19 protein-coding genes are annotated in these 25,473 nt (G+C 54.3%); 4 read left to right on the top strand and 15 right to left on the bottom strand.

Annotation, left to right across the window (positions count from 1 at the left end):
- Positions 1-44 precede the first annotated feature (44 nt).
- Genes cysC through cysG form a run of 4 tightly spaced genes read right to left on the bottom strand, consistent with a single transcriptional unit; the run spans position 45 to position 4,354 of the window.
- Positions 45-650 carry an adenylyl-sulfate kinase gene (cysC, locus tag AC07UY_RS12585; protein WP_203360190.1) on the bottom strand — a complete coding sequence of 202 codons (606 nt, stop codon included), beginning with the start codon at positions 648-650 and terminating at the stop codon, positions 45-47.
- Entirely contained in the window at positions 650-2,077 is a 1,428-nt protein-coding gene (cysN, locus tag AC07UY_RS12590; RefSeq protein WP_203360189.1) for a sulfate adenylyltransferase subunit CysN, read from the bottom strand. The genes cysC and cysN overlap by 1 nt, the downstream gene beginning before the upstream one ends.
- A gap of 9 nt (positions 2,078-2,086) precedes the next feature.
- The gene (cysD, locus tag AC07UY_RS12595; protein WP_203360188.1) at positions 2,087-2,995 is read right to left on the bottom strand and encodes a sulfate adenylyltransferase subunit CysD; all 909 of its coding nucleotides are present in this window, start codon (positions 2,993-2,995) and stop codon (positions 2,087-2,089) included.
- Positions 2,996-3,004: 9 nt separating this feature from the next.
- A complete protein-coding gene (cysG, locus tag AC07UY_RS12600; protein ID WP_494661555.1) occupies positions 3,005-4,354 on the bottom strand; it encodes a siroheme synthase CysG in 1,350 nt (449 codons plus the stop codon).
- A 247-nt stretch (positions 4,355-4,601) separates the two neighbouring features.
- Here cysG and AC07UY_RS12605 point away from each other — a divergent pair, with 247 nt between their 5' ends.
- Positions 4,602-5,645, top strand: a complete 1,044-nt coding sequence (locus AC07UY_RS12605) for an aminopeptidase (RefSeq protein WP_494701243.1) — start codon at positions 4,602-4,604, stop codon at positions 5,643-5,645.
- A 65-nt stretch (positions 5,646-5,710) separates the two neighbouring features.
- Here AC07UY_RS12605 and cysH read toward each other — a convergent pair whose 3' ends face one another.
- The 3 genes from cysH to cysJ all read right to left on the bottom strand — a co-directional run bounded on the left by cysH (position 5,711) and on the right by cysJ (position 10,059).
- Positions 5,711-6,445, bottom strand: coding sequence for a phosphoadenosine phosphosulfate reductase (gene cysH / locus AC07UY_RS12610; protein WP_494661533.1), 735 nt, complete (start codon positions 6,443-6,445; stop codon positions 5,711-5,713).
- 102 nt (positions 6,446-6,547) lie between these two features.
- The gene (gene cysI, locus AC07UY_RS12615) at positions 6,548-8,260 is read right to left on the bottom strand and encodes an assimilatory sulfite reductase (NADPH) hemoprotein subunit (RefSeq protein WP_494661534.1); all 1,713 of its coding nucleotides are present in this window, start codon (positions 8,258-8,260) and stop codon (positions 6,548-6,550) included.
- The gene (cysJ, locus tag AC07UY_RS12620) at positions 8,260-10,059 is read right to left on the bottom strand and encodes an NADPH-dependent assimilatory sulfite reductase flavoprotein subunit (RefSeq protein WP_494701242.1); all 1,800 of its coding nucleotides are present in this window, start codon (positions 10,057-10,059) and stop codon (positions 8,260-8,262) included. The genes cysI and cysJ overlap by 1 nt, the downstream gene beginning before the upstream one ends.
- A 305-nt stretch (positions 10,060-10,364) precedes the next feature.
- Here cysJ and queD point away from each other — a divergent pair, with 305 nt between their 5' ends.
- Positions 10,365-10,727 (top strand): 6-carboxytetrahydropterin synthase QueD, encoded by a 363-nt coding sequence (gene queD / locus AC07UY_RS12625; protein WP_203360183.1) that lies wholly within the window; start codon positions 10,365-10,367, stop codon positions 10,725-10,727.
- A gap of 97 nt (positions 10,728-10,824) precedes the next feature.
- On the opposite strand, the gene queE is transcribed toward queD, so the two are convergent.
- The 3 genes from queE to AC07UY_RS12640 form a co-directional block, all read right to left on the bottom strand.
- The gene (gene queE / locus AC07UY_RS12630) at positions 10,825-11,496 is read right to left on the bottom strand and encodes a 7-carboxy-7-deazaguanine synthase QueE (protein ID WP_203360182.1); all 672 of its coding nucleotides are present in this window, start codon (positions 11,494-11,496) and stop codon (positions 10,825-10,827) included.
- 71 nt (positions 11,497-11,567) lie between these two features.
- Complete coding sequence (locus tag AC07UY_RS12635) at positions 11,568-12,257, bottom strand: N-acetylmannosamine-6-phosphate 2-epimerase (RefSeq protein WP_203360181.1); 690 nt, start codon at positions 12,255-12,257, stop codon at positions 11,568-11,570.
- On the bottom strand, positions 12,254-13,813 hold the full coding sequence (locus AC07UY_RS12640; protein ID WP_494661536.1) for a PTS transporter subunit EIIC: 1,560 nt from the start codon (positions 13,811-13,813) through the stop codon (positions 12,254-12,256). Before AC07UY_RS12640 ends, AC07UY_RS12635 begins: the two co-directional genes overlap by 4 nt.
- A gap of 166 nt (positions 13,814-13,979) precedes the next feature.
- Between AC07UY_RS12640 and AC07UY_RS12645 the strand changes: the two genes are divergently transcribed.
- On the top strand, positions 13,980-14,804 hold the full coding sequence (locus AC07UY_RS12645; RefSeq protein WP_494661537.1) for a MurR/RpiR family transcriptional regulator: 825 nt from the start codon (positions 13,980-13,982) through the stop codon (positions 14,802-14,804).
- A gap of 56 nt (positions 14,805-14,860) precedes the next feature.
- On the opposite strand, the gene eno is transcribed toward AC07UY_RS12645, so the two are convergent.
- From eno to rlmD, 5 genes are all read right to left on the bottom strand, one after another.
- Entirely contained in the window at positions 14,861-16,156 is a 1,296-nt protein-coding gene (gene eno / locus AC07UY_RS12650; RefSeq protein ID WP_203360178.1) for a phosphopyruvate hydratase, read from the bottom strand.
- Between the two features lie 87 nt (positions 16,157-16,243).
- Positions 16,244-17,881 (bottom strand): glutamine hydrolyzing CTP synthase, encoded by a 1,638-nt coding sequence (gene pyrG / locus AC07UY_RS12655; protein WP_135324499.1) that lies wholly within the window; start codon positions 17,879-17,881, stop codon positions 16,244-16,246.
- 227 nt (positions 17,882-18,108) lie between these two features.
- Positions 18,109-18,900: a nucleoside triphosphate pyrophosphohydrolase gene (gene mazG / locus AC07UY_RS12660; protein ID WP_203360177.1), complete on the bottom strand. Its 792-nt coding sequence runs from the start codon at positions 18,898-18,900 to the stop codon at positions 18,109-18,111.
- A gap of 112 nt (positions 18,901-19,012) precedes the next feature.
- Positions 19,013-21,250: a GTP diphosphokinase gene (relA, locus tag AC07UY_RS12665; RefSeq protein ID WP_203360176.1), complete on the bottom strand. Its 2,238-nt coding sequence runs from the start codon at positions 21,248-21,250 to the stop codon at positions 19,013-19,015.
- Between the two features lie 51 nt (positions 21,251-21,301).
- Positions 21,302-22,600 carry a 23S rRNA (uracil(1939)-C(5))-methyltransferase RlmD gene (rlmD, locus tag AC07UY_RS12670; protein ID WP_494701241.1) on the bottom strand — a complete coding sequence of 433 codons (1,299 nt, stop codon included), beginning with the start codon at positions 22,598-22,600 and terminating at the stop codon, positions 21,302-21,304.
- A 57-nt stretch (positions 22,601-22,657) separates the two neighbouring features.
- Here rlmD and barA point away from each other — a divergent pair, with 57 nt between their 5' ends.
- Entirely contained in the window at positions 22,658-25,414 is a 2,757-nt protein-coding gene (barA, locus tag AC07UY_RS12675) for a two-component sensor histidine kinase BarA (protein ID WP_494661540.1), read from the top strand.
- Positions 25,415-25,473 lie beyond the last annotated feature (59 nt).

The raw sequence follows: 25,473 nt of genomic DNA on the forward strand, positions 1-25,473 counted from the left end.
ATCCTGTGACCTTGACGAGCCAGGCACGCAAGCCCGGTAGTGTCTCAGGATCTGATCATATCGCCCTCTCTCAGTAGATCTAATAATTGGCGGACTAAATTTGTTACTAATTGTTCACCATCCAGGTGAATTTCTGGTGATTCTGGCGCTTCATAAACCGAGTCAATGCCGGTGAAATGACGTAACTCACCCGCCCGCGCTTTTTTGTACAAGCCTTTTGGATCGCGCGCTTCGCAGGTGGCCAGCGGGGTATCCACAAAGACTTCGATAAAGCGCCCGCTCCCGACGCGTTCACGTACCGCCTGTCTCTCGGCGCGATGCGGGGAAATAAACGCCGTCAACACCACCAGTCCGGCATCGACCATCAGATTGGCGACTTCCCCCACCCGACGGATGTTCTCTTTGCGATCGGCTTCGCTAAAGCCGAGATCGCTGCACAAGCCGTGGCGTACGTTGTCGCCATCCAACAGATATGTACTCACACCGCGTTGATGCAGCGCCTCTTCCAGCGCCCCCGCCACCGTGGATTTACCCGAGCCGGAAAGCCCGGTAAACCACAGAACGACACCACGGTGACCGTGGTGTTGCTCGCGCTGTTGCGGTGTTACGGGATGCGCATGCCAGACGACGTTTTCGTCATGCAGCGCCATTATTGGCCTCCCAGCAAATCACGCGCACCCCAGTGCGGGAAGTGACGGCGAACCAATGCATTCAGTTCCAGCTCAAACGCGCTGAATTCAGACGGCGTTGAGACAGATTCTGCGAGCGGTTGGCGTACCATACCCGCCCCGACGGTCACATTACTCAGGCGATCTATAATAATCAGCCCTCCGGTCACCGGGTTTTGCTGATAGCTCTCCAGGGCCAGGGGTTCATCGAAGGTGAAATTCACCAGGCCGATGCCGTTCAGCGGCAGATTTTCAACCTCGCGCTGGGTCAGATTATTGATATCAACCTGATATTGAACATGATCAACACGGGCGCGGGTCTTTTTCCCGGCAATCTTAATATCATAACTCTGCCCCGCCGACAGCGGCTGCTCCGCCATCCAGACCACATCAATGGCGGCACGCTGCACCGCAGGTAATGCTTCGCTGGCATCAAGCAGCAGGTCGCCGCGACTGATGTCGATTTCATCCTTCAGCACCAGGGTGATGGCTTCACCCGCATGGGCCTGTGGCAAATCGCCGTCAAAGGTCACAATGCGCGCCACGCTGGATTCAACGCCGGAGGGCAGCACTTTGATTCGCTGGCCAACCTTCACGGTGCCAGACGCGAGCGTTCCGGCGTAACCGCGAAAATCCAGATTCGGGCGGTTCACATACTGCACCGGGAAACGCATCGGCTGGGTATCGACCACGCGCTGAATGTCGACAGTTTCCAGCATTTCCAACAGCGTCGGACCACTGTACCACCGCATGTTCACGCTCTGAGACGCCACATTATCGCCTTCCAGCGCAGAGAGCGGGACAAAACGAATATCCAGATTCCCCGGCAACTGTTCGGCAAACGTCAGGTAATCTTCGCGAATACGGACAAATGTCTCTTCGCTGAAATCCACCAGATCCATTTTGTTGATCGCGACCACCAGGTGTTTGATCCCAAGCAGCGTAGAGATGAAACTGTGGCGACGGGTCTGATCCAACACCCCTTTACGGGCATCGATCAGTAAGATCGCCAGATCGCAGGTTGAGGCGCCTGTCGCCATATTACGGGTGTACTGCTCATGGCCCGGGGTATCGGCAATGATAAATTTACGTTTCTCGGTAGAGAAATAGCGGTAGGCCACGTCAATCGTGATCCCCTGCTCGCGTTCGGCCTGCAGGCCATCCACCAGCAGCGCCAGATCGAGTTTCTCGCCCTGCGTACCGTGACGTTTGCTGTCATTGTGCAGCGAAGAAAGCTGATCTTCGTAAATCTGGCGCGTATCGTGCAGCAAGCGGCCAATCAGCGTACTTTTACCGTCGTCCACGCTACCGCAGGTTAAAAAGCGCAGCAGACTTTTATGTTGTTGGGCGACCATCCAGGCTTCGACGCCGCCTTCATTAGCGATTTGTTGGGCAAGTGCGATGTTCATAGCGGCTCCTTAGAAATACCCCTGACGTTTCTTCAGCTCCATGGAGCCCGCCTGGTCGCGGTCGATTACGCGCCCCTGACGTTCACTGGTGGTTGAAACCAGCATCTCTTCGATGATCTCCGGCAACGTTTGCGCATTCGACTCCACCGCGCCGGTCAGCGGCCAGCAGCCCAAAGTACGGAAACGCACCATCCGCTTTTTAATCACTTCGCCAGGCTGCAGATCGATCCGATTGTCATCGATCATCATCAGCATACCGTCACGCTCCAGCACCGGGCGTTCAGCCGCCAGATACAGCGGGACGATCTCAATATTTTCCAGCCAGATGTACTGCCAGATATCCTGTTCGGTCCAGTTGGAGAGCGGAAAAACGCGAATGCTTTCGCCTTTGTTTATCTGCCCGTTGTAGTTGTGCCACAGTTCCGGACGCTGGTTCTTCGGGTCCCAGCGATGAAAACGGTCGCGGAAGGAATAGATACGTTCTTTGGCGCGGGATTTCTCTTCATCGCGACGCGCGCCGCCAAACGCGGCATCAAAACCGTATTTATTCAGCGCCTGTTTCAGCCCTTCGGTCTTCATGATGTCGGTATGTTTCGCGCTACCGTGGACGAAGGGGTTTATCCCCATCGCCACCCCTTCCGGGTTTTTGTGGACCAGCAATTCGCAGCCGTAGGTTTTGGCAGTGCGGTCACGAAATTCATACATCTCGCGAAATTTCCAGCCCGTATCAACATGCAGCAGCGGGAACGGCAGCGAGCCTGGATAAAACGCTTTACGCGCCAGATGCAGCATCACGCTGGAATCTTTACCGATGGAATACATCATCACCGGATTAGAGAATTCGGCGGCCACCTCGCGAATGATATGGATGCTTTCCGCTTCCAGTTGCCGCAGGTGGGTGAGTCGTTTTTGGTCCATAACCGTTCCTTAAGCCAGATTTATAACAGAAGAACCGAAGCCTTCTGCGTCTGTTGTGTGTTGAAACCAGGCGAGCGTGTCGTGAAGTTGCACGACTTCCCCTACGACGATCAGAGAGGGCATAGGGGCGTCTTTCGCAAGGTGTGCAAGGTTGTGTAGTGTGCCGGTCGCAACGTGCTGATCGACGCGCGTTCCGCGAGAAATCACCGCCACCGGCGTTGTCGCATCGCGACCGTGTTGAATGAGTTGTTCGCTGATTTCCGCCGCTTTCATCGTGCCCATATAGATAGCAAGCGTCTGTCGGCTCTGGGCCAGATGCGCCCAATCAAAAGGGGTGCTGTCAGCCTTGTAGTGCCCCGTCACAAACGTCACGCTCTGGGCGTAATCGCGATGGGTGAGCGGAATACCGGCATATGCAGTGACGGCGGATGCCGCCGTGATCCCCGGAACCACCTGAAACGGCACACCCGCTTCGGCGGCCGCCTGAAGTTCCTCACCACCGCGCCCAAAAATGAACGGATCGCCCCCTTTGAGACGGACAACGGTTTTGCCCGCCTTCGCTGCCGCAATCAGCATCTGATTGGTTTCGTGCTGCGGCACGGCGTGTTCACCCGCCCGTTTACCCACGCAGATCTGTTCAGCATCGCGACGAATCAGCTCCCGCACGCCGTCGCTCACCAGGTGGTCATAGAACACCACGTCGGCATCCTGCAGTACCTGTAAGCCGCGCAGGGTCAGCAACCCGGCATCTCCCGGCCCGGCGCCCACCAGAATCAGTTCCCCGGCGCTACTCCCTGGATTATCCAACTCATCTTCCAGAATCTGCTGCGCGGCAGACTCATTACCGGCATGCATTAGACTTGCAAAGCGGCCACGGAAAACGCGTTCCCAGAAACGACGGCGTTCAGTCACGCTGGTCAGACGCGTTTTCAGATGATTACGCCAGTAGCTGGCTTTTTCCGCCATGCGCCCCAGGCTCGTCGGCAGCAACGCTTCGATTTTTTCCCGCAGCACGCGCGTCAGAACCGGCGCGGTACCACCGGAGGAGATCGCCACTAACAACGGTGAACGATCGACAATCGACGGGAAGATAAATGAGCATTCCGGCGGATCATCCACCACGTTGACCAGGCGATGGCGGGCTTGTGCGGCCCTGGAGATCCGTTGGTTGAGTTCACGGTCACGGGTGGCGGCAACGACCAGCACCACGCTGTCGATTTGCGATTCCACAAAATCCGCGTCGCTGACTACCTGCACCTGCGCACCCGCACGATGCAAGAATGCGACGTTGCGATCGGCAATCTCACCCGTCCCCACCACCAGGACGGGTCTCTCTTTTATCGCAACAAATAAGGGCAAATAGTTCACAAGTTACAACTCGCTACCAATCAGGAATAGAGTGACTATAGGGAGCGCAAGGGAACGAATGAAATTACGAATTGGAATGAGTAGTTCCTCAAAAGAATAACGATTTGAGAAAGCAAATATCAAAAAGTGCTTAACCCACCGAAATTCGGGCATTTCGGAGCAAATGAAATTGTCTTACTTCTGTCACGGTTTCATACTAGGCGGGTAAAAATTTCTGCTTTGCATTTAAGGACTCACTATGTTTTCCGCATTGCGCCACCGTACCGCTGCCCTGGCGCTCGGCGTATGCTTTATCCTTCCCGCACACGCGACGTCGCCGAACACTGGCACTATTGCAAATACCCAGGCTCGACATATTGCGACTTTTTTTCCGGGACGAATGACCGGTTCTCCCGCGGAAATGCTGTCTGCCGATTATCTTCGTCAGCAATTTGAACAGATGGGATATCGCAGTGATATTCGGACGTTTAACAGTCGTTATATTTATACCGCCAGGGACAATCGCAAAAACTGGCATAACATTACGGGCAGTACTGTTATTGCCGCGCATGAAGGTAAAGTGCCACAGCAGATTATTATTATGGCGCACCTGGATACCTACGCACCGCAAAGCGATGCGGACTCCGATGCCAATCTTGGCGGGCTGACGTTACAGGGCATTGACGATAACGCAGCAGGGTTGGGCGTCATGCTGGAACTGGCGGAAAGACTGAAAGATGTTACCACCGAATACAGCATCCGCTTTATCGCCACCAGCGGCGAAGAAGAGGGAAAACTGGGTGCCGAAAACCTGCTTAAGCGGATGAGCGCCACCGAGAAGAAAAATACGCTGCTGGTTATCAATCTCGATAACCTGATCGTCGGCGATAAGCTCTACTTTAATAGCGGGCAAAAAACGCCGGAAGCGGTGCGTAAACTGACGCGCGATCGCGCCCTGGCCATCGCCCGTCATCATGGCATCGCCGCCAGTTCCAACCCCGGTTTTAACAAGAATTATCCAAAAGGAACGGGATGCTGCAACGATGCAGAGGTTTTCGATAAAGCGGGGATTGCGGTGCTCTCTGTTGAAGCCACTAACTGGAACCTGGGTAAAAAAGACGGTTATCAGCAACGCGCGAAAACCGCCTCTTTCCCTGCCGGAAATAGCTGGCACAACGTGCGGCTGGATAACCAGCAGCATATCGACAAGGCGCTGCCTGGACGCATTGAGCATCGTAGCCGTGACGTGGTTCGCATCATGCTGCCGCTGGTGAAAGAGCTGGCAAAAGCAGAGAAAGCCTAGCGGTTCACAGATTAAAAAAACGCCCCCGGCCTTGCGGCAGGAGGCGTTAATTGCATTGGGAAAACTCAACCTTCGTGCAGCCCGCACTCGCGCTTGAGTCCGAAGAAACGGGTTTCCTCTTCGGCCATTCCGGGTTCCCATTTGCGGGTCGTGTGAGTGTCACCAACCGACAGATACCCCTGATCCCACAACGGGTGATATTTCAGGCCATGTTTTTGCAGGTACTGATAAACCGTACGGTTGTCCCAGTCGATAATCGGCAGCACTTTAAAGATCCCACGCTGAATCGCCAACACGGGCAGATGCGCGCGACTGCCGGACTGCTCCCGGCGTAGGCCAGCAAACCAGGTTTGTGCGTTAAGATCGTTTAACGCCCGATTCATCGGTTCGACTTTGTTGATCTCATTGTATTTTTCAATACCTTCAACGCCCTGCTCCCACAGCTTACCGTAGCGCGCTTCCTGCCATGCGGCGCTCTCCGTCGCGCGATAAACCTTCAGGTTCAGCCTGAGCTTGTCTGCTAACTCGTCTATAAACTGGTAGGTTTCCGGGAACAGATAGCCGGTATCGGTGAGGATCACCGGGATATCCGGGCGGATCTGATTGACCAGATGCAGGCTGACTGCCGCCTGGATGCCGAAGCTGGAAGAGAGCACATATTCGCCGGGCAGATTTTCCAGCGCCCACGCCACGCGCCCTTCAGCGTCCCGTTTTTCCAGCTGGCTGTTGATTTCCGCCAGCGCCATCACCCGCTCAACTTTCGGCAGCGCGTTCAACGCCTGTAAATCGAATACGGACATAGGTTCCTCACTGTTTGCTTTGCCTGATGGCGCTACGCTTATCAGGCCTACAAAATCCGTAGGCCGGATAAGGCGTTCACGCCGCCATCCGGCAATGAGACGTTATTCCCAGAAATCGCGGGCCGGATCGAGCACCGGGCGAATGATGCCCGCACGCACGGTAAAATCACCGAAGCCTTCACCCGCTTCACGCTCTTTCACCCAGCGCCCAATCAGTTCATCGAGAGAGGCCAGAATCTCCGGCTCGGTGATATTCTCTTTGAACATCCGCGGGATGCGCGTCCCGATGCGATTACCGCCCAGGTGCAGGTTGTAACGCCCTGGCGCTTTCCCGACCAGGCCGACTTCTGCCAGCATGGCGCGACCGCAACCGTTCGGACACCCCGTCACACGCATCACAATATGTTCGTCGCTGACGCCGTGCTTCGCCATCAGCGTGTCGATATTATCGATAAACGTCGGCAGGAAACGCTCTGCTTCCGCCATCGCCAGCGGACAGGTCGGGAACGACACGCAGGCCATTGAGTTTTCGCGCTGCGGCGTGACTGAGTCCATCAGACCGCTGTCGCGCGCCAGTTTTTCGATCTTCGCTTTCTGGCTCTCTGGCACCCCGGCGATGATCAGATTCTGGTTGGCGGTAATACGAAACTCGCCTTTGTGGATCTTCGAGATCTCCAGCAGACCGGTTTTCAGCGGACGCCCCGGATAATCCAGAATACGACCGTTCTCAATAAACAGCGTCAGATGCCATTTATTGTCGATGCCTTTCACCCAACCGATGCGATCGCCACGTCCGGTAAATTCATAGGGGCGGATTGGCGCAAATTTAATGCCCGCGCGACGCTCCACCTCTTCTTTGAACGTCTCAACGCCGACGCGCTCCAGCGTGTATTTGGTTTTCGCGTTTTTACGGTCGGTACGGTTACCCCAGTCGCGCTGGGTAGTGACCACCGCTTCCGCCACCGCCAGCGTGTGCTCCAGCGGAATATAGCCAAATTCGCTCGCCGTACGGGCATAGGTTTTTTTGTTGCCGTGTTCGATGGAAAGCCCACCGCCCACCAGCAGGTTAAAGCCCACCAGTTTGCCGTTTTCGGCAATCGCCACGAAATTCATGTCGTTGGCGTGCAGATCGATATCGTTCTGCGGCGGGATCACTACCGTGGTTTTGAACTTACGCGGCAGATAGGTCTGACCGAGGATCGGTTCTTCATCGGTGGTCGCAACCTTCTCCTGATCGAGCCAGATCTCCGCATAGGCGCGAGTACGCGGCAGCAGGTGTTCCGAGATCTTCTTCGCCCATTCGTAAGCTTCGGCGTGCAGTTCGGACTCGTACGGGTTCGACGTACAGAGCACGTTACGGTTCATGTCGTTGGCGGTTGCCAGCGCGTCCAGCCCCACCGAGTGCAGCATCTGATGCACTGGTTTCACATTCTTCTTCAAAATGCCGTGGAACTGGAAAGTCTGACGGTTAGTCAGACGGATGCTGCCGTAGATCGTGTTGTCATGGGCGAATTTATCAATCGCCTGCCACTGTTTGGTGGTGATCACCCCACCTGGCAGACGGCAGCGCAGCAGCATCGCATGACGCGGCTCCAGCTTCTGTTCGGCACGCTCGGCGCGGATATCGCGATCGTCCTGCTGGTACATGCCGTGGAAGCGGATCAGCAGGAAGTTGTCGCCTTTGAAACCGCCGGTAAGCGTGTCATTCAAATCTTCAGCAATGGTGCCGCGCAGGTAGTTGCTTTCCAGCTTCATGCGCTCGGCATCAGTCAGCTTGCCTTCGACCACTAAAGGTCCAGGGTGTTTTTCGCTCATTAGTAGACATCTCGCTGATAACGGCGCTCAACGCGCAGCTCACTTAAAAATTCATCCGCTGCTTCGGCGTCCATACCGCCGAATTCAGCAATCACGTCCAGCAAAGCCTGTTCAACGTCTTTCGCCATGCGATTAGCGTCGCCGCAGACATAAAGGTGGGCACCATCATTGATCCAGCGCCACAGCTCCGCGCCCTGTTCGCGCAGTTTGTCTTGTACGTATATTTTTTGTTTTTGGTCGCGTGACCAGGCCAGATCGATGCGGTTTAGCACGCCCTCTTTGACGTAGCGCTGCCATTCGACCTGGTAAAGGAAATCTTCCGTAAAGTGCGGGTTGCCGAAGAAGAGCCAGTTTTTGCCCGGCGCTTCATCTGCCGCACGCTGCTGCATAAAGGCGCGGAACGGCGCGATACCGGTACCCGGGCCAATCATAATGACCGGTGTTTCCGGATTGGCTGGCAGACGGAAGTTGTCGTTGTGTTCGATAAACACGCGCACTTCACCTTCTTCCTCTACGCGATCGGCGAGGAAGCTGGAGGCGCCACCGGCACGGGCACGGCCTTCGATGTCATAGCGCACCACGCCAACGGTGACGTGCACTTCGCTCTCCACCTCCGCCTGCGACGAGGCGATGGAGTAGAGGCGCGGCGTCAGCGGACGCAGCAGACCGGCTAACGCTTCGGCGTCCAGTTGCGCCGGAGAGAAGCGCACCATATCGACTATCGGGGTGGTCGCGGCGTAGTGCTGCAACTTCGCTTTATCGCCCACCAGCGGCAGCAGCGATTCACTGCGCGTCAGCGTGGCATAGTTTTCAACGATATTGGCGGTGTTGACCGTCAGTTCAAAATGCCACGCCAATGCGTCTGAAAGCGGCAGAATTTTGCCCTCGACGGTGACGGGTTCATCCCCTTTCAGCCACAGCAGCTCAACAATCTCTTTGACCAGCGCCGAATCGTTTTGATACCAGACGCCCAGCGCATCGCCAGGCTGATAACGCAGGCCAGAATCGCCTAAATCGATTTCGATATGACGCACGTCTTTTTCAGAATCACGACCAGTAATTTTCTGATTAACGGAAAGGCTCGCAGTAAGCGGCGCTTCTTTGGTATACGGGCTGCTATGAATTTCGTTGACCGCCCCTGTCGCAACCGACAGTGAAGGTGTGGCAACTGGCGCACGCGCTTTCAGCACCTCTACCACCCGGGCACGCCACTCGCTTGCGGCTGGCTGGTATTCCACATCGGCATCGACGCGATCCAGCAGGCGTTCACCGCCGAGCTCCGCCAGTTTGCTGTCAAAATCTTTACCGGACTGGCAGAAAAACTCATAGGAGGTATCGCCGAGTCCAAAGACTGCAAACGCGGTGCCGTCGAGTTTTGGCGCTTTTTTCGAGAACAGGAATTTATGCAATGCGACGGCTTCTTCTGCCGGCTCCCCTTCCCCCTGGGTCGACGCGACAACGATCAGCAGTTTTTCATTGGCGATCTGTTTGAATTTGTAGTCGCCCGCGTTGACCAACGTGACGCTGAGTTTTGCCGCCAGCAGATCGTCGCGCAGGGCTTCGGCCACACGGCGCGCATTGCCGGTTTGCGATGCGCAAAGCAACGTGATGCCCGGCATTTCAGCCGCAGGCGCGGGTGCCACAGCCGTCGAACCGGGTTGCTGATTCAGCATGCCCCAGAAATAGCCGGAAACCCACGCAAGCTGCGTAGGCGTAAGATCGGTCGCGGCCGCCTGAAGGCGTGCCAGTTGCTCCGGGTTCAGCGGAAGCAAAGCGGAAGGTGGGGCCTGTGTCGTCATGCGTCGTTATGTTCCAGTAAGCTATGCGGATTTAAGCAATAAAACCCAAACTGATGATAAGGTTAACGGCGAGGATAGTAACAATTAAAGAAGGGATGGAAATAACAAATAACCAAATGGACTAACCTGTTTTAACTATACTTATTAACAGCAAAAACGATTATCTAATTCCATGAAATTAAAGAAAATAAAAAAGTTAATCGGGATAAATAGCGTAATCAGCGGCTGAGCGCCGTTTTAGTTAATGATAAAAAATGTACTTTCCGGTACCCTACGGCGGTTTTTCGTATCATTGAGAGCTAATCATGACCACCACCCTGTTTAAAGATTTCACCTTCGAAGCCGCCCACCGCCTGCCGCATGTACCGGCCGGGCATAAATGTGGCCGTCTGCACGGTCATTCGTTCATGGTGCGACTCGAAATTACCGGTGAAGTCGATCCGCACACAGGTTGGATCATCGATTTCGCCGAACTCAAAGCGGCGTTCAAACCGACCTACGATCGTCTGGATCACTACTATCTGAACGATATCCCTGGTCTGGAGAATCCGACCAGCGAAGTGCTGGCGCACTGGATTTGGGACCAGGTTAAACCTGTCGTCCCTCTGCTAAGCGCGGTGATGGTGAAAGAAACCTGCACAGCGGGCTGCATTTATCGCGGCGAGTGATTTTTGCTTTTTGCCGGGTGGCGGCTTCGCCTTACCCGGCCTACAAAACCCGTCGTCCTTTTAGGCCGGATAAGCGCAGCGCCATCCGGCTTTTAAGTCACGCGATATTCAGATATTTGTGCGTCTGCATGGAGAGACGCCAGTTGCGGGCGATACAGGTTTCAATGCACAGACGCGTCGCGTCTTCTTTCTGACTGATAGGCTGCAGAGCAATAATGCGCGGTTTATCATCGGTCAATGTGGCCAGCAGTTCATCCAGCGCTTCGATATCGCGAACCCGCCCAACCGGATGCTTGATTTCATTGGCTCGCTCCAGCGCCTGTGAGAGCACGTCATAGCCACCACGCATATTCACTTTCGGAGAAACCGTCACCCAGGTGTTGGTCGAACAGCGGACTTCGTGGGTGCCGCTGGTCTCAATCTGGCAGCTGAAACCGTTCTTTTCCAGTAACTCGGTGAGCGGCATCAAATCATGAATGCAGGGTTCACCGCCGGTAATCACCACATGACGTGCGGTATAACCCTGTCGGCCAATTACCGCCAGCAGATCTTCGCTGCTCGCCGCGCCCCATTTGTCGCTCTCTTTGGTTTTCGCCAGGATGCTATACAGGGAAACTTCCCGATCCTCAAGCTTATCCCAGGTGTGTTTGGTGTCGCACCAGGCACAGCCAACCGGGCATCCCTGTAAACGAATAAAAATGGCGGGGACACCGGTAAAATAACCCTCACCTTGCAGGGTCTGGAACATCTCGTTAATCGGGTACTGCATAATCATCTCAATGTGGGGATAAACGATAATTATCGCAGATCCCCGCCAAAGTATCATGCCCCATCGGTGCTTTAGGCGGTGATTGCCGCAATAAAGCGTTCCGTGATCTGCTGCGGACGGGTGATCGCACCACCCACCACAACGGTATGTGCGCCTAACGCAAGACAGCGCGCTGCCAGCTCCGGCGTTTCGACATTCCCTTCCGCCACCACCGGGACCGTCACAGCCGCCAGCACATCGCGTAAAAAGTTGCAGTCATTCTCCGGTAAGCGGTGGCCTGCCGTCTCTGCGGTGTAGCCATAGAGCGTGGTCCCTACGCAGTCAAACCCCAGCGCCTGCGCCGTGACCGCCTCTTCTACGCTGGCAATATCCGCCATCAGTAAAACTGCCGGATAGCGGGAACGGATCTGCGCAACCAGCGCCTCCAGCGTTTGCCCCTGCGGGCGTGGACGCGCTGTGGCGTCGAGAGCAATAATTTCCGGTCCCACGCTCATCAGCTCATCCACTTCTTTCATCGTGGCGGTAATAAATACCTCGCTGTCCGGGTAATCACGCTTGATGATGCCAATCACCGGTAAAGAGACCTGCTGTTTGATGGCGGCAATATCCACCACGCTATTTGCGCGGATCGCCACCGCTCCGCCTTGTGCTGCCGCCAGCGCCATGCGCGACATAATAAACGGGCTGTGTAAGGGTTCATGTTCCAGCGCCTGGCAGGAGACGACTAACTTGCCTTTCAGGTTATCCAGTACAGTTTTCATTGCGATAATGTCTCTTCAATTTCATTTTTGATGATCGTGACGTGCGGGCCATAAATGACCTGGACCCCGTTACCACGCAGGATGACGCCACGCGCGCCGGTCGCTTTCAATGCCGCTTCATCCACCTTTGCGCCCTCTTTGACCGTGACGCGCAAACGCGTTGCACAGCAGTCCACCTCTTCAAGGTTGTCTTTGCCGCCCAATCCGGCAATCACTGCCGCCGCGCGTTCGCTTTGCGGGAGCACACTTTCTACTGTTGTCTCTTTCTCACGCCCCGGCGTCAGAAAACCAAAGCGGTTAATCAGGTAGCGGAACGTAAAGTAGTACAGGAAGAACCACGGTACACCGACCAGCGGTACATACATCCAGTGGGTTTTGGCCTCGCCCTGCAGCACGCCAAAGAGAATGAAATCGATAAACCCGCCAGAGAACGTCTGGCCGATCGTGATATGCAGAATATGCGCGATCATAAACGCCAGCCCGTCGAAGAAGGCATGAATGACATACAGAACCGGCGCCACAAACAGGAAGGAGAACTCAATCGGTTCGGTGATCCCCGTCAGGAAAGAGGTCAGCGCGGCAGACAACAGCAACCCGGCAACCCGTTTCTTGTTCTCAGCGTTTGCCGTGTGATACATCGCCAGACACGCGCCAATCAGGCCGAACATCATGGTGATAAAGCGACCGGACATAAAACGCGAAGTGCCGATGTAAAACTGTTGAACAGCAGGGTCGGCAAGCTGGGCGAAGAAAATACGCTGCGTACCTTCAACCAGTTGACCATTGACGATTTCACTTCCCCCCAGCGCCGTCGTCCAGAAGGGCAGATAGAAGATATGGTGCAGGCCAAACGGACCGAGCATACGCAGAATAAAGCCGTACAGAAACGTCCCCAGATACCCTGTCGCATCCACCAGGCCACCCAGACCAAAAATCAGTTTCTGGAAATGCGGCCACACCACGGTCATCGCCGCGCCAACCAGAATCGCCGCCAGCGAACTGATGATTGGCACAAAACGTGAGCCGCCAAAGAAGCCCAGGAACTGCGGCAATGCAATTTTGTTGAAGCGCTGATGCAGAACGCAGGTCACCAGACCAATCACCACGCCGCCGAAGACCCCCGTTTCCAGGGTCTGGATACCCAGCGTCATCCCCTGCCCGACCGCGCCAGGATTCTCGAGCGCCAGCGTACCGGTCAGGATCAGCAAGGCGTTGATCGTGGCGTTCATCACTAAAAATGCCAGCAGCGCCGCAAGCCCGGCCGTACCTTTATCGGTTTTCGCCAGCCCGACCGCTACCCCAACAGCAAACAGCACCGAGAGGTTGGCAAATACAATCGAGCCCGCGCTGCTCATGATCGTAAAAATGGCCTGTAACCAGCCGATATCCAAAAACGGATAGGCTGTTATGGTGTTCGGATTCGAGAGCGCGCCACCGATCCCCAATAACAAGCCCGCGGCAGGCAACACCGCAATCGGCAGCATGAACGATTTACCGAATCGTTGCGCCTTTTCAAACCAGGCACCCGAGGAGGCACCGCTGAATATTTGCATCATTTTTTCACTTCCCCATCAATCGATGAAAATTTTTACCACACAAATATATAAAAGTGAAAATTATCACCAAAAATCCAGGAAGCGGATCATACTTTTTTAAAATAACTGGCATCGCCCCCCTGCTTTCCGCCACACTAGCCGCAGAGAAACGCATTAAGGATCTTGCATGTCAGAAAATGAAAATCTGCTGCTGAGGCTGCGCCAGGGGGTTTCCGGATACAGCCCGACTCAGCAAAAGCTGGGAGAGTTTGTCCTGAACGATCCGGCAAAAGTGCTCTACCTGACGATTACCGAACTGGCCCGGGAAAGTGATACCAGTGAAGCAAGCGTCACGCGCTTATGCCGCACGCTGGGATGTAAAGGCTATAACGAATTTAAGATGGCGCTGGCGCTGGATATCCAGCAGGGGCAACCCGTTCAGCAGAGTGGCGATGAGATTGATAACGTCGTCAATGAGTCTGTGCAGGCATTGCAGGACACGGCAAAATTACTCGACAGAGCGATGCTGGAAAAAGCCGCGCTGGCGCTGCATCAAGCGCACGCTGTGCAGATCTACGGCGTGGCCGCCAGTGCAATTCTTGGGGAGTATTTGCATTACAAACTCCTGCGACTCGGTAAACCTGCGCAGCTGTTCAGCGACATGCATCGTGCCGCCATGAATGCTACAGCGCTTTCAAAAGAGACGCTGGTGGTGGCGATCTCCAGTTCAGGCTCGACCCGCGATTTACTGCATGTGGTTAAGCTTGCCCGCAAGCGTGGCGTTCCGGTGTTGGTGCTGAGTAATACGCCGCGTAGCCCGCTGGGTTCATTGAGTGATTTCCAACTGGTGGCCGCCAAACCGGAAGGGCCGCTGAGCGCCGGGGCGTTGAATGCCAAAGTCGGGGTAATGCTGTTAGTTGAACTGCTCACAACATCGCTGATTGCACTGGACGAGGGTTACAGCAATGTAAGCCAACAAACGGCCAGCGCGACGCTACCGCTGCTGCTGTAGCGCAGGCATAAAAAAACCCGCCGAGGCGGGTTTTTTCTTAAGAGGTAAGGTTCAGATTACTGACCTTTGATCTCTTTACGACCGTTGTACGGTGCTTTTTCACCCAGCGCTTCTTCGATACGAATCAGCTGGTTGTACTTAGCAACACGGTCAGAACGGCTCATAGAACCGGTTTTGATCTGGCCTGCAGCGGTACCAACAGCCAGGTCAGCGATGGTCGCATCTTCAGTTTCGCCAGAACGGTGAGAGATAACTGCAGTGTAGCCAGCGTCTTTCGCCATTTTGATCGCAGCCAGAGTTTCGGTCAGAGAACCGATCTGGTTGAATTTGATCAGAATGGAGTTAGCGATACCGTTGTCGATACCACGTTTCAGGATTTTGGTGTTAGTTACGAACAGGTCGTCACCAACTAACTGAAGTTTGTCGCCCATAACTTTAGTCTGGTATGCGAAACCATCCCAGTCAGACTCGTCCAGACCGTCTTCGATGGAAACGATCGGGTACTGTTTAGTCAGGTCTTCCAGGAAGTGGGTAAATTCTTCAGAGGTGAAAGATTTGTTGCCTTCGCCAGCCAGAACGTATTTACCGTCTTTGTAGAATTCAGACGCTGCACAGTCCATCGCCAGAGTGATGTCGGTGCCCAGCTCGTAACCTGCAGCTTTAACCGCTTCAGCAATAACAGCCAGCGCTTCTGCGTTGGAACCCAGGTTCGGCGCGTAGCCACCTTCGTCACCAACAGCAGTACCCATGCCTTTAGATTTCAGAACTTTAGCCAGGGTGTGGAACACTTCAGAACCCATACGGATGGCTTCTTTCAGCGTTTTCGCGCCAACAGGCTGAATCATGAACTCTTGGATATCAACGTTGTTGTCAGCGTGCTCACCACCGTTGATGATGTTCATCATCGGAACCGGCATAGAGTATTTGCCCGGAGTACCGTTCAGCTCAGCGATGTGCTCGTACAGCGGCATGCCTTTAGCGGCAGCAGCAGCTTTGGCGTTAGCCAGAGACACAGCCAGGATTGCGTTCGCACCGAAGTTGGATTTGTTTTCAGTACCGTCCAGGTCGATCATGATCTTGTCGATGCCGGCCTGATCTTTGGCGTCTTTGCCAAGGAGTGCCTGAGCGATCGGGCCGTTAACCGCGCCAACAGCTTTGGTTACGCCTTTACCCAGGAAACGGGATTTGTCGCCATCGCGCAGTTCCAGCGCTTCGCGGGAACCAGTAGAAGCACCTGACGGAGCAGCTGCCATACCTACGAAACCACCCTCCAGGTGTACTTCGGCTTCAACAGTCGGGTTACCACGGGAGTCGATGATTTCACGACCGATGACTTTAACGATTTTGGACATTAGATTTTCCTCAGTACAAGTTAAACTAAAACTCCAGACAAACAACGCGTACCTAAGGTACGCGTTGCCGTTCTAACTTTTTACTTCTTACTTCGCCTGACGCTTCTGATGCTCGCTGGCGGCTTTCACAAAGCCCGCAAACAGCGGATGGCCATCACGTGGCGTGGAAGTAAATTCCGGATGGAACTGACAGGCCACGAACCACGGATGATTCGGTACCTCAATGATCTCGACCAACTGATCATCACCGGAACGGCCTGCAACGCGCAGACCCGCAGCTTCAATTTGTTTCAACAGCATATTGTTGACTTCGTAGCGGTGGCGATGGCGTTCAACAATCGTCGGCGTACCGTACAGCTTACGCACCAGACTCTCGTCGTCCAACTGACACTGCTGCGCGCCAAGGCGCATCGTGCCGCCCAGATCGCTCTTTTCGGTACGGACTTCAACGTTGCCGTCTTCGTCACGCCATTCGGTAATCAGGGCCACCACCGGGTACTTACAGTCTGGCACAAATTCCGTCGAGTTGGCGTTGTCCATACCGACGACGTTACGCGCAAACTCAATCAACGCAACCTGCATACCCAGGCAAATGCCCAGATAAGGAATATTGTTCTCACGCGCAAAGCGTGCGGTAGCGATCTTGCCTTCTACACCACGGTAGCCGAAGCCGCCCGGGATAAGAATAGCATCCAAATCTTTCAGAATTTCGACGCCGCGCGTTTCCACATCCTGCGAATCAATCAGCTTGATGTTAACGGTCACGCGGTTTTTCAGGCCACCGTGTTTCAGCGCTTCAATCACTGATTTGTAGGCGTCCGGCAGTTCAATGTACTTGCCGACCATACCAATCGTCACTTCGCCTGCCGGATTAGCTTCTTCGTAGATAACCTGTTCCCATTCTGACAGATTAGCTTCCGGACAGTTCAAGCTGAATCGTTTACAAATATAATCGTCAAGACCCTGAGATTTCAACAGGCCTGGAATTTTATAAATGGAATCGACATCTTTCATTGAAATAACGGCTTTTTCTGGCACGTTACAGAACAATGCAATTTTTGCACGTTCGTTGGCCGGAATCGCACGGTCAGAACGGCAAACCAGGATGTCAGGCTGAATACCGATGGACAACAGCTCTTTTACAGAGTGCTGAGTCGGTTTGGTTTTGACTTCACCGGCCGCGGCCAGATAAGGCACCAGGGTCAGGTGCATGAACAGAGCGTGTTCACGACCGATATCCACTGCCAGCTGGCGAATCGCTTCAAGGAACGGTAAGGACTCGATATCACCGACGGTACCGCCGATTTCAACCAGCACCACGTCGTGACCTTCGCCACCCGCCAGAACGCGCTCTTTAATCGCATTGGTGATGTGCGGGATAACCTGTACGGTTGCGCCAAGATAATCGCCACGGCGTTCTTTACGCAAAACGTCGGAGTAGATACGACCTGTGGTGAAGTTGTTGCGGCGGCTCATTTTGGTGCGGATGAAACGCTCATAGTGACCCAGGTCCAGATCGGTTTCGGCGCCGTCTTCAGTAACGAACACTTCCCCGTGTTGGATTGGGCTCATAGTGCCCGGATCGACGTTGATATACGGATCCAGTTTCATCATGGTCACATTGAGACCACGGGCTTCAAGAATGGCTGCGAGGGAGGCTGCGGCAATGCCTTTTCCCAGAGAGGATACAACCCCGCCGGTCACAAAAATATAGTTCGTTGTCATGCTGAACCTGAGAAGTTAGGTTTAAAAGACGATGGAATAACCAAGACGGGAAAGCAGTATACCCGAACATGACGTACGCCACAAACTTTCATTATTCCTCCTCTTCATCAGGCTCACATTAATATTGGGAGTGAGAAAATAGCCCCTTTGGGCTAAATGTTTTTGACGCAAATCAAGAGCTTGTTATTTAAAAAATCACACAAAACGCCCTTGACCGCTTAAATTCCTTAGAGATCAATTTCCTGGCGTTTTACCTGCTGCCAGACCTCTTCCATGGTTTCCAAATCTACCCCAGTCATTTCCAGACCGCGGGCTGCGACAATACGTTCAACCTCACGAAAGCGACGTTCGAACTTTTCGTTCGCTTTTTGTAACGCAGTCTCCGCTTTGGTGCCTAAATGGCGGGCCATATTCACTGTCGCAAACAGCAAATCGCCCATTTCCTCCTCCAGTTTAGCCTGGTCTACGACGACCTGCCGCGCCTCAAACATGACCTCGTCAATCTCTTCGTAAACCTTGTCGACGACCGGTCCGAGCGTTGTCCAGTCAAAGCCAACATTTGAACAGCGTTTCTGGATTTTTTGCGCGCGCATTAATGCCGGTAAACTGCGGGGAATGTCATCCAGTGCCGAAAGCTGTGCTTTGTCGGCACGTTCTTCCGTTTTGATCTGCTCCCAGCGGGTAAGCACTTCGGTACTGGTATTGGCGCACGCATCGGCAAACACATGCGGATGGCGACGTTCAAGTTTGTCGCTAATGGCGGCGCAAATATCGTTAAAATCGAATCGCCCCTCTTCCTGCGCCATCTGGGCGTAGAACACAACCTGAAATAACAGATCGCCCAATTCACCACGCAGATCGTCAAAATCTTCGCGGGCAATGGCATCCAGCACTTCGTAAGTCTCTTCCAGCGTATGCGGCGCAATGGTGGCAAAAGTTTGCTCTTTATCCCACGGACAGCCATTTTCCGGGTCACGCAGACGCTTCATGATGCCGAGCAGGCGGTCGATTTGATTCATGTGAGATCCTGAGAGTTGTAACCAATGTTGGCCTGATAAGACGTCTTGCGTCGCCATCAGGCAAAAAAATGCCGGATAGCGGCTAATGCCTTATCCGGCCTAAAGATTAAAATTAACTTCCGTGCAAACGACGTGCGTCGATCACATCCGGCACCTGGTTCAGCTTACCGAGCACGCGGCCCAGCACCTGCAGGTTGTAAATTTCGATAGTCATATCAATTGTGGCAAGCTGTTGCCTGGTATCACTGCGGCTGGCAACGCCCAGTACGTTCACTTTTTCGTTCGCCAGAATGGTGGTGATGTCGCGCAGCAGTCCGCTGCGATCGTTGGCCTGAACACGCACAACCAGCGAATAACCGGCGGAATAACTTTCGCCCCAGACTGCATCCACAATCCGCTCCGGCGCGTGGGAACGCAGTTCTGTCAGTTGCTCGCAGTCCGCACGGTGCACGGAAATACCACGCCCCTGAGTGATGAAACCGACAATCTCATCGCCCGGAATCGGCTGGCAGCAGCGGGCAATGTGGTGCATCAGGTTCCCGACACCTTCGACCACTACACGGCCATCATCTTTGCGACGGTTCTGCGGCGCTTGCGATTTCTGCTGTAGCTGTTTCAGCGCGGCAGCATCCTGTTCAGCGGCGCTGGGTTTATTGAACTGTGACTGCAGGAAGTTCACCATCTGATTCAGACGGATATCCCCTCCGCCTATTGCCGCCAGCAGTTCATCCAGCTCGTTAAAGCTGTATCGTGGCAGCAGATGTTTTTCCGCTTCCTTCAGGCTGATGCCCAAATGTTCCAGTTCGTCGTCAAGGATCTGGCGACCCGCAAGGATGTTTTTGTCCCGGTCCTGTTTGCGGAACCAGGCATGAATTTTTGACCGGCCGCGGCTGGTGGTGACATAGCCCAGGTTCGGATTGAGCCAGTCGCGACTGGGGTTTGGCTGCTTCTGGGTGATGATTTCTATCTGATCGCCCATTTGCAGCTGATAGGTAAACGGCACGATGCGTCCGCCGATTTTCGCCCCGATGCAGCGGTGCCCCACATCACTGTGGATATGGTAAGCAAAGTCGAGCGGCGTAGAGCCTGCGGGCAAGTCCACCACGTCGCCTTTTGGGGTAAAGACATACACACGGTCATCAAAGACCTGGCTACGGACTTCGTCCAGCATTTCGCCGGAATCCGCCATCTCTTCCTGCCAGGCAATCAGCTTACGCAGCCAGGCGATCCGGTCTTCGTGACCGGAACGTGCAGCCGCCCCCGAGGCGGGGCCCTCTTTGTACTTCCAGTGCGCGGCGACGCCCAATTCGGCGTCTTCATGCATCTGTCGGGTACGAATTTGAATTTCTATGGTTTTTCCACCCGGCCCAAGCACAACGGTATGGATAGACTGATAACCATTGGGTTTCGGATTGGCGACGTAGTCGTCAAACTCATCGGGGAGATGGCGATAGTGCGTATGCACAATCCCCAGCGCGGCGTAGCAATCCTGTAAACGCTCCGCCACGATGCGTACAGCGCGCACATCGAACAGCTCATCAAACGCCAGCTGCTTTTTCTGCATTTTGCGCCAGATGCTGTAAATGTGTTTCGGGCGACCGTACACTTCCGCTTTCACGCCTTCGGTCTTCATCTCCGCGCGCAGGTGACCGACAAACTCGTCGATGTAATGCTCACGGTCAATACGCCGTTCATGCAGCAGTTTGGCAATGCGTTTGTATTCTGCCGGGTGCAGGTAACGGAAGCAGTAATCTTCCAGTTCCCATTTCAGTTGCCCGATCCCTAAGCGGTTTGCCAGCGGTGCGTAGATGTTGGTGCACTCTTTTGCCGCCAGCACGCGTTCGTCTTCCGGCGCGTCTTTCACTTCACGCAGATGCGCAATACGTTCCGCCAGCTTGATCACCACGCAGCGGAAATCGTCCACCATCGCCAGCAGCATCCGGCGAACATTATCAACCTGTTCAGACGAGACGGAGTCGGTGTGCGTCGCTTTAAGCTGGCGGATTGCCGCCATGTCGCGAACACCATGAATAAGATTGACGATGGACTTACCTACGCTCTCGCGCAGAACATCCTCACTGACAACATTACCATCCGCCAGAGGGAACAACAGCGCAGCCCGCAACGTGTCGATATCCATACTCAGCATAGAGAGGATTTCCACCATCTCCACGCCGCGCCACAGCAACAACTCGGCATTCGGGTGTCCCTGTGTCTGTTGCAGGCAATACGCCCAGGTTTCGGCTAAGCGCTCACACGACGGCTGGTTGGTGATTCCCAGACTCGTGATCCATTTTTTCGGATCAAATTCACCCGCTTTATTAAGATGTGCACTTCTTACCGCAACCATTGTCCTCTCCTTAAGGGACCAGGCCTGCCAACGTCAGCAAACCGTAATTCATTACAACTGCTCAAACAACACCATCGACTCCAGGTGCCCAGTGTGCGGGAACATGTCGAGCATCGCCAGCCGCTTAATTTGGTAACCTGCGCTCAACAACGCTTCGCTGTCACGAGCCAGCGTGGCAGGGTTACAGGATACATAAACAATGCGGCCAGGGTTCAATTTTATAATATGTTGCATCACGCCTGCAGCCCCAGCGCGAGCAGGATCGAGCAAGATTTTGTCGAAGCCTTCAGCCGCCCACGGCTGCTGAGTCACATCGTCTTCGAGATTCTCGTGAAAGAATGTCACATTGTGTAATCCGTTGCGCAACGCATTTTCACGCCCTTTTTCTACCAGGGCGGGGACGCCTTCTACGCCCACCACGTGACGCGCGCGCGTTGCCAATGGCAGGGTAAAATTGCCCATACCGCAGAAAAGATCTAATACGCGATCGTCGGGTTGGATATCCAGCCACTCCATCGCTCGCGCGACCATAAGTTGGTTTACCCCGGCGTTAACCTGGATAAAGTCACGCGGACTGAAGGTTAAGCGTAGCCCGTTTGAATCGTACCAGGGCGCCTCCCCGGAAATCGGCTCAAGTATGTCGCTTTGAGGCGCCAGAAACAGAAACAGTCCCTCAGAATGCGAAAAGCGTTCCAGTTTTTCTTTGTCTGCCGCACTTAAGGGTCCGGTATAACGCAGGATCATCAGCGTGCCATTCTCTGCCTGCACCAACTCAACATGGCCAAGATGGCGAATGGCCTGCAGGTCGGCAAGACACGCCCTGAGACCGGGCAGCAAGGCCTCAAGCTGGGGCACCAAAACGGGGCACTGCATCACTTCAACAATGTCACTGGAGTTGGCTTTGCGAAATCCCATCTGAAGATGCTGCGTTTTGGGCTGATAGTTCAGGCTCAGTCGCGCGCGACGACGGTAATTCCACGCAGAACCGGCAATGACTTCAGAAACCTCATTTTTCATTAAACGCGCGAGCGCCGCACTTTTGCTTTGCTGTTGCAGAGCAATGCTGGCATGTTGTTGCTGACATCCACCGCAGACGCCAAAATGCGGACAGCGTGGCGTTTCACGCTCCGGACTCTCTTTCAGACGACGTTTAACCTGGGCGCGGGCGTACTGTTTTTTATCTTCGGTAATCACGACTTCAGCGCTTTCTTGCGGCAACAATCCCGGGATAAACAAGGCCTTTCCGTTGTGGCGAGCAACGCCCTGGCCAAAGGGATCCAGGTCATTGACTGTAACGGTTATGATCTGACGCGTCGTCACGCGTCGTTTTGCAGAGTAGAATTGCGCCATTGACGAGATTTTTCTCAATTTAACAGTGTGACCCTAATTGTCCCATAACGGAACTCCATGACCAACTACAGCCTGCGCGCACGCATGATGATTCTGATCCTGGCACCGACTGTCCTTATTGGTTTACTGCTCAGTATCTTTTTCGTCGTGCATCGCTATCACGACTTGCAGCGTCAACTGGAAGATGCCGGTGCCAGCATTATCGAACCCCTTGCTGTCTCCAGCGAATATGGCATGAATCTGCAGAACCGCGAATCCATCGGTCAGTTGATCAGTGTCCTGCATCGCCGTCATTCCGATATTGTGCGGGCGATTTCGGTCTTTGATGAAAACAATCGGCTGTTCGTCACCTCGAATTTTCACCTCGATCCGACAGACATGCAGCTCGCCACTGGCGCACCCTTCCCCCGCAGGCTAAGTGTGACCCGCCACGGGGATATCATGATCCTTCGCACGCCCATTATTTCCGAGAGCTATTCGCCGGATGAGTCTGCGGTGAGCGACGCCAAAAACACCAAAAACATGTTGGGATATGTGGCGCTGGAACTGGATCTTCGCTCGGTGCGGCTACAGCAGTACAAAGAAATCTTTATTTCCAGCGTCATGATGCTGTTTTGCATCGGCATCGCGTTAATTTTCGGCTGGCGGCTGATGCGCGACGTCACCGGTCCTATTCGTAATATGGTGAATACCGTTGACAGGATCCGCCGTGGGCAGCTCGACAGTCGCGTTGAAGGATTCATGCTCGGCGAGCTGGATATGCTGAAAAATGGCATCAACTCGATGGCCATGTCGCTTGCGGCTTATCATGAAGAGATGCAGCACAACATTGATCAGGCGACCTCGGACCTGCGTGAAACGCTGGAACAGATGGAGATCCAGAACGTTGAACTGGACCTGGCGAAAAAACGCGCCCAGGAGGCCGCACGCATTAAGTCTGAGTTTCTGGCGAACATGTCCCACGAACTGCGTACCCCGCTCAATGGCGTGATTGGCTTTACCCGTCTGACGTTAAAAACCGAGTTAAACCCAACCCAGCGCGATCACCTGAATACCATTGAACGTTCGGCGAATAATCTGCTGGCGATCATTAATGATGTGCTCGACTTCTCCAAGCTGGAAGCAGGCAAACTGATACTGGAGAGTATTCCCTTCCCGCTGCGTAATGCGCTCGACGAAGTCGTGACCCTCTTAGCCCATTCCTCGCACGATAAAGGGCTGGAGCTGACGCTCAATATTAAAAATGACGTGCCAGACAACGTCATTGGCGATCCGCTGCGTTTACAGCAAGTGATCACCAATCTGGTGGGGAACGCCATTAAATTCACCGAAAGCGGTAATATCGATATTCTGGTGGAGAAACGCGCGCTCAGTAACACCAAGGTGCAGATTGAAGTGCAGATCCGCGATACCGGTATCGGTATTCCTGAACGCGATCAGTCGCGGTTGTTCCAGGCATTCCGCCAGGCTGACGCCAGCATTTCGCGCCGCCACGGGGGAACCGGGTTAGGGCTGGTGATTACGCAAAAACTGGTCAACGAAATGGGTGGGGATATCTCGTTCCACAGCCAGCCTAATCGCGGCTCCACCTTCTGGTTCCACATCAATCTCGATCTCAACCCTAACGTTATCAGCGATGGTCCCTCGACCCGCTGTCTGGCGGGTAAACGTCTGGCGTATGTCGAACCTAATGCCACCGCCGCACAATGCACCCTGGATCTGCTGAGTGATACGCCGCTTGAAGTGATTTATAGCCCGACGTTTTCAGCCTTACCGATCGATCACTACGATATTCTGCTGCTGAGCGTGCCGGTGACGCTCCGCGAGCCACTCACCATGCAGCATGAAAGACTGGCAAAAGCGGCATCAATGACCGAATTCCTGCTCCTGGCGCTACCTTGCCATGCGCAAATCAACGCGGAAGAACTCAAACAGGGAGGCGCGGCCGCCTGTCTATTGAAACCGCTGACCTCTACCCGTTTACTGCCTGTATTGAGCGAATATTGCCATCTGAATCAAAGCACCGAGCTACTGCCCGTTAATGAAAGCAAAATTGCGATGTCGGTTATGGCGGTGGATGATAACCCTGCCAACCTGAAGCTGATCGGCGCTCTGCTGGAAGATATCGTGCAGCACGTCGAGCTTTGCGACAGCGGCCATCAGGCGGTGGATCGCGCCAAACAGCTGCAGTTTGATTTGATCCTGATGGATATTCAGATGCCTGATATGGATGGCATTCGCGCCTGCGAACTGATTCATCAACTCCCTCACCAACAGCAAACCCCCGTGATTGCCGTCACCGCACATGCCATGGCGGGGCAAAAAGAGAAGTTGCTGAGTGCGGGAATGAACGACTATCTGGCTAAACCGATTGAAGAAGAGAAGCTCTACAACCTGCTGCTGCGCTACAAGCCAGGAACGGGAGTGATAAACCGACCACAGGTACCCGAACCGGCCGAATTTATCTTCAACCCGAATGCCACGCTCGACTGGCAACTGGCGCTCAGGCAGGCTGCCGGAAAATCCTCCCTGGCGCGGGATATGCTGCAAATGTTGCTCGACTTCTTGCCAGAGGTTCGCAATAAGATTGAAGAGCAACTGGTCGGCGAAAACCCGGAAGGCCTTGTTGATTTAATCCACAAATTGCATGGTAGCTGCGGTTACAGCGGCGTACCGCGCATGAAAAGCCTTTGCCAGTTCATTGAGCAACAACTGCGTAGCGGGATCAAAGAAGAAGAGCTGGAGCCGGAACTGCTGGAGCTGCTCGATGAAATGGATAACGTTGCGCGGGAAGCCAAAAAGATGCTGGGATAAAACGCCAGGACCGAATGGCAATGCGTCTTATCTGGCCTGATGGCTCGCATGCCCAGGCC

The sequence above is a fragment of the Citrobacter sp. GW821-FHT02E08 genome (genome assembly GCF_059421685.1).